We start from the raw sequence: 16,984 nt of genomic DNA, 5'->3' as shown, positions 1-16,984 counted from the left end.
GCCGGCGACGGCGCCCTGCAAGGCTTGCAAGCCCGGCGCGGCCGAAACGGCCCCCGGTTCGGCCGTGTGTTTCCCCGCCGGGACAAAGTTGCGGACGCCGACAGGATGGACGGCGGTCGAAGACCTGCGGGCCGGTGATGAGGTTGTGTCCCGGCCGGACAACCGGCCGGAGGCGGCCAATACGGTGCGCCAAGTGGTGCGTCTGCTCACCCGCTCGGGCAAATTGACGGAATTGTGGGTGGCCGGGCAAAGGATCGAGGCGACCCACGAGCATCCATTCTGGGTGGTCGGCCGCGGATGGGTGACGGCGGGATCGCTGGTTGCGGGCGACCAGTTCCTGACCAGCGACAATCAGTGCGTCACCCTTGAAAGAATGGTTGACCAGGATCGGCATGTTGTGGTGTACAATTTGGAAATCGAGGCCGACCACACATACTTTGTCGGCGACAATGATTGGGGATTCGATGTCTGGAGCCACAACCACGAGGTGGCCCCGGAAGTGCAACTCAAAATCCCGACTGACAAACTGAAGTACAAGCCGAAGGAACGGGGCCGGGCGCCAATCGGGGAAGACGGCCATCCGGTGGAATTGCACCATGTGGATCAGGCCGCCGGAAATGCGAGTCCTCGGGTGGAAATGACGCGGACGGACCATCGCGGCAAAGGCAATTTCTCGAAAAACCATACAAACACGGGGCAACAACCATCGACGGTTGATCGCACTCAATCAAGCGCGCAGCACCAGAAGCACTGGGAAAACGAATGGGACGCCGGCCGTTTCAACAACCTGCCCGACAAACCCTGACCTTGGTGAATGACAGATGTCAAACGAATTGATGATCGATTTTCCGTCTCCTTGCAATATGTATGTGCTGACGATTGAGGATGACGGAAAAACCGGATATGGATACTTGAAACACATGGACAGGATCGTCGGAGACGTCTGGCTCTACAACCGTTGCGAAGCGCCCGAAACAACCGAGTGGCAGGACAAGAAAAACCTTCCGTTCGCCAATTGCAAAGGCTACGTCAACCCGCAGGGACTGATGGAAAGAGATGTGTCAGCGGATGATATCAACATTGACTGGGACTATGGCAAAGCCGGGTTGGTGGTGTATGTCTATTTTTTTGAAGACCTTTACGGCGCGTTGCGGCCAAACGACAAGCCGGGGTATGCAAGGTTCGCCATCAAAAGCGGTCCATTGGCCAAAGTGATGGAGATGGAGAATTAAGAGCGAGCGGAGCCAATGCGGGAGCGTTTTACTCGGGCGATCCCATATTGGCTCCGTTCATTCGAAAACCAAGACTTTTTAGACATCTCATGCCCGCCACCCCGCCGCCCGCCATCTCCGTTGTCATGCCGGTTTACAACGGGGAGCGGTTCCTGCGACGCAGCATCGCCTCACTGGCCGCCCAGAAGATGACAGACTGGGAACTGGTGGCTGTTGATGACAACTCTGCTGATGGATCGCTCGCCTTATTGGAGGAACTGGCGGCGGCTGATCCGCGCATCCGCGTCTTCAGCCACCCGGTCAACCGGAGGCAGGCGGCGGCTCGAAACACCGCCCTCCAGCACACGCTTGCCCCGTTGATCGCCTATCTGGATCAGGACGACGAGTTCTATCCGGACCATTTTGCCCGCGTGCGAGAATGGAGTGACAGGGCCGGCGTCCTCGTCTTTCGGTACGACCTGCTTGACGAAATCCCCGACAGCCGGACCCACGGCCAAGTCACCACTCACGATCCCGCCAGCCAGCGCCAGTTTGCCCTGACCCATACGATTTCCGTTCCCCTCGGAGTCGTCCATTGTCGGGATCTGCTCGACCGGGTCGGTCTCTTTGACGAACAATTGGGCAATTTTCGCGGACTGGATGAGGACGGGGACTTGTGGCGTCGCTTCGCCAAGGCCGGGGAACCATTCGTCTTTATTCCACATGCGAGCGGGCTGTACCACATCCACGCGGACAGTTGCGCCCGCACCCGCCCGGACCCGCCCCCGACGACGGACGGGCCATCCCATGTGGTGACCGTCGAAGTGTGCGCGGAAACTTCGCGTTATGCCATCCGTGTCCCGCAGAAAATGGCCGGGAACGTCACCCGCCTGTTTGAACGGCATGAATACGGCGGCCTGCCCCGGCGCGGCCTGACCGAGAAGCCGGTAATTGTGGATGTGGGAGCGGGCGTCGGGGCGTTCACCCTGTACGCCAAACTGGCCATCAACCGCCTCGCTGTCGTCCATTGCTTCGAGCCATGCCCGGCGATGGCAAGCCTCTTGCGGCAGAACCTGACGCCGTTCTCCGACACGGGCATCCATCCGGTCGGTTTGGGTCTGGAAGACGGCGCCGCCATCCTCCCGCCGCGTCCGGAGCGGGACGACCATCCCATGAACATTGCCATCCGCCACGCCGGGACAGTGTGGGACGAGTTCGGCTTGCGAGACGTGGATATCCTGAGACTGAACGCAGGAGGCGCCGAGCCGGACATACTCGCCGCCCTTGGCCCCCGCCTGAGCCAGATGCGGGTCGTTCTGATCGACTTCCACACCTCCGCCGACCGACGCCGCATTGATGCCTTGCTCCCCGGCCACGAACTGTTCGGGATGAGTCTGCGCACCCACAAACGCGGCATTGCGAAGTACATCCGAGCCGACCTGACAGACTTCCTTTCACTTCCCGCTGATCACAGATGATCGCTCCCCTCTTTGAGACTTTTAGTTGGGTGATAGAGACACCTTTCAAAGGGATGCGGTGATTGAAGGGTCAAACCTCAGCCCGGAAATGTCCAAATTTGAACGGCGCCGGCCATGTCGGCCGTGGCCATCCATGCGCCGTCGGCCGACCATGCCAGGGCACAAATCCAATCTTTGAACTGGCCGCCGCGAGATTTGCCGACTTCAGAGACAAGTTTGCCCGAGGAGGTCTCCCAAACTCGCACGACTGTGTCGCGGCCCGAGGAGGCGAGATGTTTGCCGTCCGGGTGGAACGCCAGATCGGTGAGACCGCTTAGATGGCCCGGAGCCAAGGTTCGGATTTTTTTGCCGGAAGCAGGATCGATCAACGTGACCGAGCCGTTCATTCCATCGAGTTCACCGCCCCGCCCAATGGCGAGGGTTTTGCCGTCGAGGGCGTAGGCGGCCGCCGCGAAGAACATCCCCTTGTATTCGGCGGACAAATCCTTGAAGACCTCGGCCTTGGCCGCATCCCAAATTTTTACCGCCGCATGACGGCCGGAATCGAACACCAATGGATATCGTTCGCTGACGCACGCCTGTGTGCAGTCCGGCGACAACGCCACGGCATTGGCCCAACCCTTCACCTGCCATCTTTTGCCAATGGCGAAACTGTCTCGATCCCAGATCAACACATGGCCGCCATCGTCGCCGCTGATGATCGTCTTCCCATCACGGGAGAGTTCCAACGAGACGACCCACTCCTTGTGTTCATTGAATGTCCGGGTTGATTTCAACACCGCGACCTTTGCCTCCATCGCGGGAGGGACTTTGGCCCCGTTTGACTTGCGACGGGTGGTATCCTCGATCATTCGGGCATTAAGCGTTAATGGCTCCGTTGCGGCGGGAAGATTTTCGGGAACATCCCAGAATCGCACGGTGTGATCGTAACTGGCCGAGATCAGAGTTTTTCCGTCCGGCGAGGATGTGAGACGGGATATCACATTGATGTGGCCGTCAAGACGCGCCACCGGCTTGGGCGGGTCGCCTCCGGCCTTTGCGGGCAACTCCCACAGGAGAATTTGGCCGAGGTTGTTTCCTGCCGCGACCCGGCGGGACGAACCGAGGAACGTCACGGCCGTCACCCACTCGGCATCCCATGTGAGGTTCCAAGCCATCGACGGTTTTGAAAGATCGGCCATCTGGTTTTCCCCTGAGATCAACCGATCAGTTCCTTGACGGGGCCGGTCCCCTCTGGCGTGAGCCAGATTGGCCGGACGCCGTGATAGTGTTTGGCCCGACTGTCGATGCCAAGCGTGGTGTAGATCGTGGCGAACAAATCCCCTTCGCTGACCGGGTTATCCTTCACCTCTTTGCCATCAACGTCGGTTGAACCGTAGACCTGCCCTCCTTTGATTCCACCCCCCGCCAGAACCACCGTCCAAGCCCGGATGTAATGGTCACGCCCCGCCCTATTGTTGATCTGCGGCGTGCGGCCCACCTCGCCCATCCAGATCACCAGAGTATCTTGCAATAAACCGCGTTCCTCCAGATCGAGCAGCAAACCACTCCACGCGGGGTCAAGCAACTGCATGTTCGCCTTGTGACAGACGAAGTTGTCCGCGTGACTGTCATAATTTTCCTGGCCGACTTCCACGAATGGGACGCCAGCCTCAATCAACTTGCGGGCCATGAAGCAACCGCGGCCAAACTCAGTGTCGCCGTAACGCTCCTTCGCCTTCGGCCAGTCCTTCGAGGAATCAAACACACTTTTGGCCCGCAACAAACGCCAAGCACGCTCCTTGGCCATGCGGTGGGAAGCGAACGGGTCCGCCTTGTGTTCGGATGTAAACTCGTCTTCGACGAACCGGAAAAGGTCGGCCCGTTTCTTCTCCCCCTCTTCGGGAAGATAAGGCGAGGTGAATGATCCGAGTTTGCCGTCGCGGCCGATGCCGAAGGGTTCGTAAAGCGGGCCGAGATAACCGGCCCCGCCGTTGCCGGTCGATCCCATGCGAACGAAACTCGGGAGATCCGAATCCGGGTTGCCGTTGTATTTGGCGATCACGGCCCCAATCTCCGGATGCGGGGTCCGCTCGCTCATTTTGTAACAGGTGTGCATGTGATAAATCCCGTCCGGATGATCGGGGGATTGAGTCTTCATGCTGCGAATAACCGCCAGTTTGTCGGCCACCGTCGCCATCTTCGGCAGGTATTCGCACATCGGCATGCCCGACACTTTGGAGGCAATCGGACGAAACGGCCCGCCGGTCGGACGGCCGGGTTTCATGTCGAATGTGTCAAGCTGGCTGGCCCCGCCGTTCATCCAGAGCATGATGCAGCGTTTTTTGTTTTTGATCGCCGCTTCCGTGGCGCTTTTCGCTTGGGCCAGCGCGCCCCAGTTGGGCAACACCAACCCCGTTCCGGTGACGGCCACACCCTTCATGAAGGCTCGGCGGGATGAATGCGAGTGAAATGGCTGGTTCATTGTTCATCACCGGGCGATTGGTCGGCGTCGGGAAACAGATCAATGGTTAAACCGAAATTCGCTGCCGTTCAACAGCGCCCAGATGGCATCCTCAAGACGCGGCTCCGGCTTCGGGTCACTCTTCAAATACTCGGTGAACTTCGTCAATTCGGCAGGTTTCGGCGGACGGCTCAACACCGACAGAAACAGGCGTTCGACTCTTTGTTCCCACGGGTCATTCGAGACCAGCAGTTGATCGGCCAGATTGCCTTTCTTGCGGCGAACAAACCCGCGAACGTGTTCGCCATTGTTCAGGAACAAATGTTCGGAAAGCGATCCTTGAAACTCGCCCAAGCCGTTGGTCGGTTCGCCAAAGTAACGCATGAAGTATTCATTTCCCGCATTCCCCAAATTAGCGGGCGTTTTTCCTTCGGCATCGTAGCCCGTCGCCTTTCTCATCGCGGCCATGATTTCCTCGGCCGAAAGCGGCCGGACCCGCGCCCGCTCGAACGATGTCGGCAACGCCTCCCGCAACGATCCCGTGCCCGACAATTGGTATGCCCGGCTGTTGACAATCTCACGGATCAGCCATTTGAGATCAAACTGATGAGACTTCAAACCCGTTGCCATCGCGTTCAACAATTCAGGATGCGAAGGGGGATTTTGTTCGGTGAAGTCATCCGCCGGATGGACAAGCCCCCGGCCCATGAACTGCGCCCAGACACGATTGGCGGCTGCGCGGGCCAGATACGGATTATCAGGGGCGGCCACCCAAGCGGCGATTTTCTCTTTGCGGGAGAACGCCGGTTTGGGCATCTTCTCGCCGTTCTTCGGGGCGGCGGGTTCTTTGAAATCCTTCGGCATCACGGGTTCCGTCAGCTCCGGACCTCCGAGAAACTTCGGTTTGACCGGCTCGCCCTTTTTGCCGGGGCCCTGATCTTTGGCCGCCCCGCTGAACAGCACTTCGCCGGTGGATTTTTCGCCGAGTGTGTATGCTTTGTTGTTCCCCGAACTGGATTCTTGCACCACAACCCGCACGAAGAAGCCGGTCATTCCGTAGAAGTCTTTTTGCGTCCAGCGATCAAACGGATGGTCGTGGCAACGAGCGCATTGTAATTGCGTGCCGAGGAATATCCGGCTGACCAAAACCGTCGCCTCCTCGGGTTGGCTGCGAAACTGCACTTGGAACATCTCGCTGCCGGGTTGTTCACCCAGCAATAGTTCCCTCACCATCCGATCATAAGAGACCCCGTCGGCAAACTGTTTGGCGAGCCAGATTTTGAAACCATCCCGTTTACGGGTGGCGTCGGCGTTCCCCGGATTGCGACCGAACAAGACCAAGTCCCACGTATCGGCTTGGGCGGTCGCAAATCGCGGATCGGCGAGGAGTCGGTCTATCAATTTCTCGCGTTTGGCCGCATCGGCGTCTGCAAGGAATTTTTGGGTTTCGTCTTGTGAGGGAATCGTGCCGACAAGGTCGAGGAAAACCCGGCGAAGAAACTCGGCATCCGCAGAGTGTGGAGCCGGGGTGATGTTCTTGGATTTCCAACCGGCCGCCAGTTCCCGGTCGATCACACCGCGAAGCGGTTCATCTGCTTGCATTACACTTGATGTAAGCGCCAAGCTGGTCAAGATCAGGCAAGTGATTAACTTCATGGAGACCCCGGAGAGGAGGCCACTGGCGGGAGTATGTCGGCAGGCAGGGTTCAACTACCGGAAGATAACCGGACAATGGTTGGAGTTCCAGTAAAAACTGTCTGAATTTCTGATGCCGAGGCCACAACAAGAACTCACGCCAGCACATCCTTCACGACATTTCCGTGAACATCTGTCAGCCGATAATCCCGCCCGCCGTGCCGGTACGTCAGCTTGGTGTGATCGAGACCCATCAGATGCAGAATCGTTGCGTGAAAATCATGCACATGAACCGGCTTTTCCTCGGCCCGGATGCCGTGTTCGTCGGTGGCCCCATGAACCACCCCCCTCTTGACGCCCGCCCCGGCCAGCCAGGAACTGAACGCCCAGTTGTGGTGTTCTCGTCCAAGGTTGTCAGCCGTGTTATTGAATGGCGTGCGGCCAAATTCCGTGGTCCACACCACCAGCGTGTCGTCGAACAAGCCAGTGCGTTTGAGATCCTCGATCAACCCCGCAATGGGCTGATCGACCTGCTTGGCCAGCCGGCCGTGATCGGCCATGTTGCCGTGCGAATCCCAGTTGCCGCTTGAGCCGGTATGGATCAACTCCACAAATCGCACGCCTCGTTCGACCAACCGACGAGCCACCAAGCATTGCCAGCCGAACCCGGAAGTTTCGCCTCGTTTCAAACCGTACAAGCCAAGCGTCGCCTCGCTCTCCTTCGAGAGATCAAGGGCGGCGGGCATTTCCGATTGCATCCCAAAGGCCGTCTCGAAAGACTTGATGCGGGCGGCCAGTTGAGCCTCTTCGGGCCTCGCGGTCCGATGGGCTTCATTGAACGCGGCAAGGGCATTCAATTCCAGTTTTTGCTGGCCTTCCGTCGCCACTCGCCGTTTCAGATTGGCCACAGGCTCCGAACCGGGGACAACTCGCGTGCCCTGATGCGCGCCCGGCAGAAAGTCGGAGGCCCACACCTGCGTTCCCGCGTATGGCATCTCCGAAGAAAGCACCATAAACGACGGCAGATTTTTGTTCGGCGTGCCGAGTCCGTAGCTGACCCACGAACCGATGCTCGGACGGGCAAACGCGAATGAGCCGGTGTGCATCCCAAGCGTGGCGTTGAAATGATTTGAGTGGCTGGTGTGCATCGAGCGAATCAACGCGATGTCATCAACTTTTGAGGCGATGTTTGGGAACATCTCGCTGACTTCAATGCCGCTCTTGCCTCGCGGGGCAAACGTCCAGCCCGGCTTCTTCAGAAAGAGTTTTTCATATCCCGGCCGGTTTTTGGTTTCCGGGTGATCGAATGTCACTTGTTTGCCGTGGTCGGTCGTCAGCTTTGGCTTGGGGTCGAACGAATCCACATGAGAGACGCCGCCGCTCATGAACAAAAAGATAACCGATTTCGCCTTCGCCGGGAAATGCGGTGAACGCGGCTTGAGAGGATCGATCGAATCTTGGGCCAATAATTCGCTCAAAAGTCCGGGCATCAAGAGCGAACCGGCCACCGCCGATTGGACAAACCCCCGGCGAGTCGTCGATGAAAAACGCGATTGCATGGGGTTACTCCAGATACAAGAATTCGTTGCTTGCCAGGACAATCCGCACAAGAGTCGCCCAACCGGCTTTCTCACGTTCCGCAGGCGATTGGCCAGCCACCGTCTTTGCATGAGCCGCGAGGAAATTCGTCGCCATCTCAATTTCGTTCGCCGTCGGCGTTCGTTGAAACACGATCCGGCAGAGTTCGCCGAACCGGGTGGCCGTATCTGCTTGGGCGGGCAAACGCCCGGCCACCTTGGCCGCTTGGGCATGGAAAAACGGGTCGTTCAAAAAGTAGAGAGCCTGTGTCGGCACGGTGGTCACCTGCCGTTGCGGAGTTGTCGTGTTGGGGTCGGCCCCGTCAAACAAGCCGAGGAACGGATGGCGGCGATTGCGAAGCGAGATCAGATAGACGCTTCGCTTGTCAGAATCGTACAGGGCGCTGAACGGAACATGCTGGGAGAAATTCCACGTGTTTTCCGGGGGAAACGGATGCGGCCCGCCGGGTTGGCGGTCAAGTTGTCCGCTCGCTGTTAGCAGACTGTCTCGCAATTCCTCGGCGCTTAACCGGCGACGGTCAAACTTCCAACAGAGTTCATTGTTCGGGTCTATCTTGGCGGCCTGGTCACGGCCGGCGGCCGATTGTTGGTAGGCCGACGACAGCATGATTTGCCGGTGCATCGTCTTGATGCTCCACCCGGAGGCAACAAACTTCGCGGCCAGCCAGTCGAGCAATTCGGGGTGCGTCGACTGTTGGCCGCGCGTGCCAAAGTCGTTGGGTGTTCGGACAAGTCCCCGCCCGAAATGATGCTGCCAGATACGATTGACCATCACACGGGCCGCGAGGGGATTCTTCGCATCCGAAAGCCAGTCGGCCAATTGCAGACGACCGCTCCCCTTCCCCGTCGGCACTGGCTGACCGCCCAAGATTTCCAACCACCGCCGGGGAACCACTGGACCGAGTTTCTCCGGATCGCCCCGCAAATGAATGCGGGCATGGGCTTCCGTTCCGTCAAACGCCGCATAGGCAAGTTCTTGCTTGGGAGCGCGGGCCACAAGTTCGGCCCGCTGTTTCGCCAGCGTTGTCTTCTTCGCCTCGATTTCGGCCAGACCGGCAAAGGATTTCGAGAGATCAGCCGTGATGTGGTCAAAGGTCCAAGAAACCCCGTCCGGCCCGCCGGGATGAGCATCGGCGATGTGCCCGGTGATTTGAACCGTTCCCTCGAACGGACTGGCCCACGCCACGGCCACCGGCCCGTCCGGCGCCGGGTGAACGAACAACGAGCGGCCCGGTAACTTCGTCCAAACAGACACCGGCTCTTTGGCGGCATTCACAAAAACCGATGGCGTCTCTCCGTTGCGCCAGACATTCAGACCCGGTTTGCCCGAGAGATCGCGAACCGGTTCCGGCAACAGTTTCAAGGTGTCCCGGCCATCGAGAAACCACCACCTTGCCGGAGAATTGTCACCGCCATTGTGCGGGTTTCCGGCCAGCAAACTATCAATCACGTCCTTGGTCAGATTCCATCGGCGGTTCATCCCGCCAACTTCCGCAATCTCCCATTCAATCAGTGTGGTGTCGGCCCCGTGATTCTTCTGCGGGAAGACGGAGAGTCGCAACATCTGACCCGCCGACACCGAAACAGGGGAAAACGGTTTGCCGTCCACCCCGGTGAAATCCTGCGACTTGCCATCCGCAATTTCCCCTTTTGCGAGAGGACGCACGGACTTTTCGACCAGCGATTTCAACTGTTGGGAAAGGGGGGCCTGCTTCGCCGTCAGTTGACGAATCTCTTCATCAATGGCGGCCAGTTGTCGCTGATGCGGTTCAACGGTCTTTGCCCACTGGCCCGGCGAAAGCAACGGAACGGGGTCGCGCGGCTGTTGTTTCGCCTCGCAACCGGGAAATGAAAAATTCGTGCTTTGCAAGATGCCTTGAATGGCATAATAGTCCCGCGCCGTCAGAGGATCGTATTTGTGGTCGTGACAACGGGCGCACGCCAGTGACATCCCCATGAACGCCCGGCCCATCGTGTCGATGATGTCCTCATGCGTCAGGTGGATGTCCTTGTCAACATCGTGCCCGAATCGGCGTGCGACGGCCAGAAATCCCGTGGCCGTCACGCGATCCGCATACCGCTCCGGCGGCCCGGTCGCGGCGATCAGATCGCCCGCCACCTGCTCCCGGATGAATTCATCATAGGCTTGGTCTTTGTTGAACGAATCAATCACCCAATTGCGATATCGCCACAATTGGGGAACCGGGTGATCGCTGTTGTCCCCGGCGGTGTCCGCATAGCGAACCAAATCCAGCCAATGCCGTCCCCATCGCTCCCCGTAAGACTTGGAAGCCAGCAACCGCTCAACGACTTGGGCAAACGCATCAGGCCGGTCGTCTTTTAGAAAAGCATCAACTTCCTCGGGTGTTGGCGGCAGTCCTGTGAGGTCATAAGTGGCCCGCCGAATCAATGTGCGCCGATCAGCCGAGTTATTCGGAGCGATCCCGCGAGTCTCCAACCCGGCAAGGATGAATCGATCAATGTCCGTCTTCGCCCAAGCCGCGTTTTTCACAGTCGGCAGAGACACCGAGCGCACGGATTGAAAAGACCACCACTTGCGTTGGGCATCCGTAAATGTTGAAACCGGACCGGTGGTTTCACCCGGTTCTGTCTTGGACGCCGGCCACGGCATCCCTTTGGCCACCCATTGCCGCAACGCGGTGATGTCACCATCGGGAAGCTTCATCTTCGGCGGCATGCGCAAGTCGTCCCGATGTTCGACCGCCCGGATGATGTTGCTCATCTCGGGCTTTTCGGGCACGGCCGCCGGGCCGCTGTCTCCTCCCTTGAGGATCGCCTCCCGAGAATCCAATCGCAACCCGCCGGCAGCCTTCTTGGGCCCGTGGCATTCAAAGCAACGCTCGACCAGCAACGGCCGAATCCGCTTTTCAAAATGCTCGTCCGCAAGGACCGGAACGGCGATGACCAAAAGCACGACTGAGGAGAGCAGACGTCTCATTCGGAACCCTTATACCCGGCGAGAAACACCGCTTGTTATCGTTAATCTTTGATTACGCACCTGTCATCGGTCAATCGCAAAAGACACAATCACCATCAGTCGAATTTCAGACTGACAATTTAACGAGTTGCTCACGAAGTTCGGCCAATGTTGAGGAGAATGTTTTCTCCAAATCGGCAATCGAATGTTCAAGGAATGTTTTGGCCGCTTCCGGCGAATCCTGCTTATGCAAAGATGCCGCAAGCAAATAGTCGTTAATTTGACTCCAATTTCGATCTTGGTTCTGACGCTCAATCCTCGCCAAGACCGACAACGCTTTCTTGTGTTCTCCATTCGCCGCCAGCAGATGGGCCTCAGTGGCTAAAATTGAATGACCCAAATATCCTTCTTTTTCCCGATGGCAATGATTCCTCCAAAATTCGGATAGTTCATCGATTGCCGCGAGTTTACTCCCATCGGTAATAATTTTCAAAAACAACTGCTCAAACTCAGCCTGAACCATTAAATGCGAGTGACAGTCCTCGCAAAAATCAAGCAAGTCTGTCCGGTCCAATGACTTTGCTTCTAATTTATTTGTTGCAATCGCATTACACCAATAACATCGCATCCAATATTCTCCGCGATTTGATCGTCATCATTCTCGCAGGTCATCTCATCACGCATTTACACGATGATTTCTTTCACCACCCGGCCATGAACGTCCGTCAAACGGAAATCCCGTCCGGCGTGTCGGAACGTCAATTTTTCATGATCCAACCCCAGCAAGTGTAACATGGTCGCGTGCAGATCGTGCATGTGAACTTTGTTTTCCACCGCGTAATAGCCGTAATCGTCCGTCGCTCCGTGGCTGATTCCAGCTTTCATGCCGCCGCCCGCCAGCCACATGGTGAAACCATGCGGGTTATGGTCCCGGCCATCGCCTCCCTGAGCCGTCGGGGTGCGGCCAAACTCGCCGCCCCACCAGACGAGGGTGTCTTTCAACAGTCCGCGACGCTTCAAATCGGCGAGCAGTCCTGCAATCGGCTTGTCCACCTCGCGGGCATTCTTTGCGTGATCTTTCTTGAGATCGCCATGTTGGTCCCACTTGTAACTATGCGTCACTTGAACGAAACGCACGCCAGCCTCCGCAAACCGCCTCGCCATCAAACATTGTCGGCCAAAGTTCGCCGTCACCGGATCATCTAAGCCGTAGAGTTTCTGAGTCTCGGCCGTCTCCGCTGAAAGGTCTTGTGCCTGTGGGGCGGCCGTTTGCATACGGAACGCCAGTTCAAACGAATCAATCCGGCCTTCCAAAGCATTGTCCGGGCCAGTGCGAGCCAATCGCTCCCGATCTATCCGGCCGACGAAATCAAGTTCCATCCGCTGAAGCTTGGCTGGCGTGTCCCCCACGATGAAAGGAATCTTCGCCCGGTCGCTCGACATCCCCGCATTGCCGACCGGCGTGCCTTGATAGATGGCGGGCAAAAACGCGGAGGAAAAATTGTTCTCCCCGCCGTGAGTGAGCGTCGGGCATACCGTGATGAAACCGGGCAGATTGCGATTTTCCGTTCCCAACCCGTATGTCACCCAACTCCCCATGCTCGGCCGGACGAACGTGTCGCTGCCGGTATGCAGTTCAAGCAAGGCCCCGCCATGCCGTGAATTGGAGGCGTGCATCGACTTGATGAAACACAAATCATCCGCATGAGAGGCGACTTCGGGAAACAACTCGCTGGCCCATGCGCCGCTTTTGCCGTGCTGTTTGAATTTCCAAGGTGATTTGAGCAAGTTGCCCGTCTCGCCTGACACCACACGGGGTTTGGCGAACGGCAGGGGTTTTCCATTATCCCGCTCGAGCAGGGGTTTGTAATCAAACGTATCCACTTGGCTCGGGCCGCCGTGCATGAACAGGAAGATCACCCGCTTCGCCTTCGCCGGGAACTGCGGCGGCTTCGGCGCCAGCGGATCAGGCACGGTCTTGGCCGATTGTCCGCGAGCCTCGTCGGCAAGCAACCCGGCAAGGGCCAGAAGACCAAATCCGTTGGCCGACTGTCGTAACATCTCCCGCCGGGAGCAACCAGCGGCCAAATGTCGAAGATTCATCCGCCAACTCCTCGAAGGATTACTCGACGTACATGAATTCGTTTGAAGACAAGAGCGCCCGGCACAACCCTTGCCACGCTCGACGTTTCGCTTCAGCCGCCTCCAACTTCTCGCTCATCGCCGCCTTTTCGTATTGTGTCACAAATTCGATGGCTCGACTGGATTCAATCGTGGAAGCCGGTCGGGAGAACAACAGTTCATACGCGAAGTTGATCCGGGAAGCATCATCTCCCGGACGGGCGATCAGCCGATCAGCCAGCCGGCGGGTTTGCTCGGCGACCAGTTTGCTGTTCATCAGTAGAAGCGATTGGGCCGGGACATTGGTGACAGCCCGCCGACCTTTCGTGACACTTGGATCGGGAAAATCAAACGCTTGGAATGGCTCATACCCGGCGCTGCGGACAACCGGCAGATACACTGATCGGCGGTCGGAATTATAGCCATCATAATTACGATTGGCGGTGCTGGTCACATAAGCCCGATTGGAAATCGTGAGCAAGGAACCGCCGGGCGTTTTGTCAAGATTCCCGCCGACGGACAACAGGGCATCACGGAACGACTCGGCATCAAGCCGTTGACGGGGCCACCGCCAATGCAACCGGTTCTCCGGGTCTTTGAGTTCGGTCGCCGGATCGTGGGCGGCGCTCATCTGATACGTCGCGGACAACATGATAAGCCGGTGCATGGCCTTCACTGACCACCCCTCTTTGACAAAGCGGGAGGCCAGCCAGTCAAGTAATTCTCGGTGGACAGGCGAATCACCCAACCGGCCAAAATTGTCCGGCGTGCGGACCAATCCGTCGCCGAAGTGCCAAGTCCAAAGTCGATTGACCGCGACGCGGGCCGTCAACGGATGATCGGGCCGAGTGATCCACTCGGCCAACTCTTTCCGTCCGCTCTTCTTCAAATCCACAGACTGTTGGCTCGGCAACGCCAACACCGTCGGGAAACCGCGAGACGCTTCGGCTCCCAATGTGAGATGATTGCCACGAAGATGAATCTTGAGGTTCTCCGGCTTCCCCTCCGAGACAGCCATCGCCATCGGAAGCACTGGACGTTCCTTTTCCAGTCTGGCAAACTTCTCTCGCAGCACCTTCAATTCAGAAGCCGCTTCCGGGGCCAGGAGCGGGTCAATGGGTGTCGGGATGGCAAACGGACCATCCTTGGCCTCGGCCAGTTTCTTGAGGGCATCCCCTTCAGGGGCTTTTCCAAGTCGGTCAAGGTGGGCCACCCATTGATTCAAAAACACCGGCACAAGCTTACGGGCGACCGCCAGATCCGCTGGCCGCACAGGAGCACTTTGACCGGGCGGCAGAGGAACCAACGCCAACTTGTCGATATGGGGAAATGGCCCTGCCCTCTCCAACCGAAGAATCGCTTTGCCCTTCTTCAATGTGACGACGGGCCCAAGATCCCATGATTGCTTGTCCGCGAACCACCCCCCGGTCGTTCGACCGGCCGAGTCTTCCAGATACTTGCCGTCCAGCAGAACACGAACAGGACGCGGGTCCGCGGCGGCGTAACGAATCTCAAGAACATAAATGCCGTCGGCCGGGATGGTCAGATCGTATTCGGCAAAGTTTGGCAGTGGCCCGGCATTGACGAGAACCCCGATTCCCTTGCCATAATGTTCCCGATCTTTCAGCACATTACCGCGTTGAAAATCCTCGGCCTCAACCGTTAGAGTGCCATCAGGCGGTTTGCCCCCGGTCATCAAAGAAACGCTAGCCCGGCGGCCTTTTCGCACCTCTTCGGCGGTGGCGAGATAATCAGCGATTCGCTCCCGTGCCTCGGCGAGCAACTTCTTCTTACCCTCGCCTTCACGGGACACAATTTCTTTCTTCGTGGCGGCAATCAATTCATCATGGGTTCTGGCCTTTGCCGCGACGGCCGGGTCAGCCAGCGGGCGTTCCTGCCATTTGGCGACAACATTGAAGTTGTCCATCGTCTTCGTGGATTTCAAAATCCCCGCGAGCGCGTAATAATCATGCGCCGTGATCGGATCGAACTTGTGATCGTGACAACGGGCGCAACCGAGAGTCAGGCCGAGAAATGCCTGGCCGAGGGTATCGAGTTGCTCATCAATGATGTCCATCTGCATTTTGACCGGATCATCCTCGGCCAACATCTTCGGACCAATCATCATGAAGCCCGTGGGAACGAATCCCTCGGGCGAGTCGGGAATGAGCAGGTCACCGGCCAATTGTAGTTTCACAAACCGGTCGAAGGGCATGTCGGAGTTGAACGCCCGGATGACCCAGTCCCGATATCGCCAAGCGTTCGCGTGGGAAAGGTTTTCATCCATCCCGTTGCTATCCGCATACCGGGCCACGTCGAGCCAGTGCCGCCCCCAGCGTTCGCCATATTGCGGCGAGGCAAGCAATCGGTCAATCAGTTTCGCAAACGCCTCCGAGGAGTCATCACGCAGAAATGCCTCGACTTCCTCTGGCGTCGGCGGCAAACCGAGCAAATCAAACGTCGCCCGACGGATCAATGTCCGCTTATCTGCCTGAGGAGCCGTCTTCAAATTCTTCTCGGTCAGTTTGGACAAGACAAAACGATCAATTGGATTGCGAACCCATTTTTCGTCATTCACACGCGGTGGAGTTGACTCGCGGAAGGAGAGGAAAGACCAGTGATCGCCGGCTTTTGTCGCCGGCATATTCATCGGATCGGCAACGAGACTCGCAGAATCTGTCGGCCACGGAGACCCCATCTTGACCCATGCGGTCAGGTCGGCGATTTGCCGGGCCGTGAGCTTTCCCTTTGGCGGCATCTTCAATTCGCCATCGTAGGCAACGGCCTTCAGCATCAACCCTGTCGACGAATCGCCGGGCACGATTGCGGGGCCAATTTCACCACCCTTGATCGCATGAGCACGAGAATCCAACCGCAGACCGCCCTTCTGCTTCGTGGCGCCATGGCACGAGAAGCAAAACTCCGTCAGAAGTGGACGCACCCGGTCTTCAAAAAACTTGAACCCAGCAGCATCAGAAGGCTCGATGGCCGACGCCACATGGGAGAAAAGCAAAGACGTGACAATGACAAAGGCAGAGAGCAACCTAAATCGACCAGACATCGGGTGTTCTCCGCAGAGAATGCGGTGTGGCGGGATATTTCCCGATCATACCCGGTGGCGACTCTGTCGCAAGGAAATTCCGGCATGCGTGGAAAAGGAGTGGTTGAACAAAGCCGGTCGGGAAACGAAAAAAAGCCCGGTCGTCTTTCGACGACCGGGCTTCATATCTTGAGCCTGGAGATTAATGAGTTTTTGTGAGGCGGGCACATGTGATCTGTCCGGACTTCTGGCGAGAGTCTTTCGACTCTCATCCGGCGATCAGTGGTGTCAACATTCCTTAGAAAGGAGGTGATCCAACCGCAGGTTCCCCTACGGTTACCTTGTTACGACTTAGTCCCAATCAAGGGTTTTGCCTTCGGCGCTAGGCGACTTCGGGCACTCCCCTCTTTCGTGGCTTGACGGGCGGTGTGTACAAGGCTCAGGAACACATTCACCGCGGTGTTGCTGACCCGCGATTACTAGCGATTCCAACTTCACGAAGGCGAGTTGCAGCCTTCGA

The 16,984-nt window shown here is 57.8% G+C and carries 12 protein-coding genes; 4 read left to right on the top strand and 8 right to left on the bottom strand.

Going from position 1 to position 16,984, the window contains the following annotated elements:
- The 3 genes from BGIM_RS65740 to BGIM_RS56935 all read left to right on the top strand — a co-directional run.
- On the top strand, positions 1–805 hold an 805-nt coding region (locus BGIM_RS65740; protein ID WP_193788944.1), incomplete at its 5' end, for a polymorphic toxin-type HINT domain-containing protein.
- A 16-nt stretch (positions 806–821) separates the two neighbouring features.
- Entirely contained in the window at positions 822–1,232 is a 411-nt protein-coding gene (locus BGIM_RS0104805; protein ID WP_020468663.1) for a hypothetical protein, read from the top strand.
- Between the two features lie 89 nt (positions 1,233–1,321).
- Positions 1,322–2,689, top strand: coding sequence for an FkbM family methyltransferase (locus BGIM_RS56935; RefSeq protein ID WP_020468662.1), 1,368 nt, complete (start codon positions 1,322–1,324; stop codon positions 2,687–2,689).
- Positions 2,690–2,766: 77 nt separating this feature from the next.
- On the opposite strand, the gene BGIM_RS0104795 is transcribed toward BGIM_RS56935, so the two are convergent.
- The 8 genes from BGIM_RS0104795 to BGIM_RS56930 all read right to left on the bottom strand — a co-directional run bounded on the left by BGIM_RS0104795 (position 2,767) and on the right by BGIM_RS56930 (position 16,365).
- On the bottom strand, positions 2,767–3,870 hold the full coding sequence (locus tag BGIM_RS0104795; protein ID WP_020468661.1) for a WD40 repeat domain-containing protein: 1,104 nt from the start codon (positions 3,868–3,870) through the stop codon (positions 2,767–2,769).
- Positions 3,871–3,887: 17 nt separating this feature from the next.
- Positions 3,888–5,153, bottom strand: a complete 1,266-nt coding sequence (locus BGIM_RS0104790; protein WP_157368612.1) for a DUF1501 domain-containing protein — start codon at positions 5,151–5,153, stop codon at positions 3,888–3,890.
- Positions 5,154–5,192: 39 nt separating this feature from the next.
- The gene (locus tag BGIM_RS0104785; RefSeq protein WP_084759690.1) at positions 5,193–6,788 is read right to left on the bottom strand and encodes a DUF1549 and DUF1553 domain-containing protein; all 1,596 of its coding nucleotides are present in this window, start codon (positions 6,786–6,788) and stop codon (positions 5,193–5,195) included.
- 134 nt (positions 6,789–6,922) lie between these two features.
- Positions 6,923–8,326 carry a DUF1501 domain-containing protein gene (locus BGIM_RS0104780; protein ID WP_020468658.1) on the bottom strand — a complete coding sequence of 468 codons (1,404 nt, stop codon included), beginning with the start codon at positions 8,324–8,326 and terminating at the stop codon, positions 6,923–6,925.
- Between the two features lie 4 nt (positions 8,327–8,330).
- Complete coding sequence (locus BGIM_RS0104775; protein ID WP_029629745.1) at positions 8,331–11,324, bottom strand: PSD1 and planctomycete cytochrome C domain-containing protein; 2,994 nt, start codon at positions 11,322–11,324, stop codon at positions 8,331–8,333.
- Between the two features lie 106 nt (positions 11,325–11,430).
- A complete protein-coding gene (locus BGIM_RS0104770) occupies positions 11,431–11,931 on the bottom strand; it encodes a hypothetical protein (RefSeq protein ID WP_157368611.1) in 501 nt (166 codons plus the stop codon).
- Positions 11,932–11,987: 56 nt separating this feature from the next.
- Entirely contained in the window at positions 11,988–13,406 is a 1,419-nt protein-coding gene (locus tag BGIM_RS0104765; RefSeq protein WP_020468655.1) for a DUF1501 domain-containing protein, read from the bottom strand.
- A gap of 19 nt (positions 13,407–13,425) precedes the next feature.
- Positions 13,426–16,365 carry a DUF1553 domain-containing protein gene (locus BGIM_RS56930; protein WP_162136218.1) on the bottom strand — a complete coding sequence of 980 codons (2,940 nt, stop codon included), beginning with the start codon at positions 16,363–16,365 and terminating at the stop codon, positions 13,426–13,428.
- On the opposite strand from BGIM_RS56930, the gene BGIM_RS64645 reads away from it, so the two are divergent.
- Positions 16,327–16,683, top strand: a complete 357-nt coding sequence (locus BGIM_RS64645) for a hypothetical protein (RefSeq protein WP_162136192.1) — start codon at positions 16,327–16,329, stop codon at positions 16,681–16,683. The genes BGIM_RS56930 and BGIM_RS64645 overlap by 39 nt on opposite strands.
- The last annotated feature ends 301 nt before the right edge of the window (positions 16,684–16,984 follow it).

The sequence above is a fragment of the Zavarzinella formosa DSM 19928 genome (assembly GCF_000255705.1).
GTDB classification, from domain to species: domain Bacteria; phylum Planctomycetota; class Planctomycetia; order Gemmatales; family Gemmataceae; genus Zavarzinella; species Zavarzinella formosa.
The sequence above is the reverse complement of the archived record's forward strand: the minus strand, read 5'-3'. Positions and strand labels throughout refer to the sequence as shown.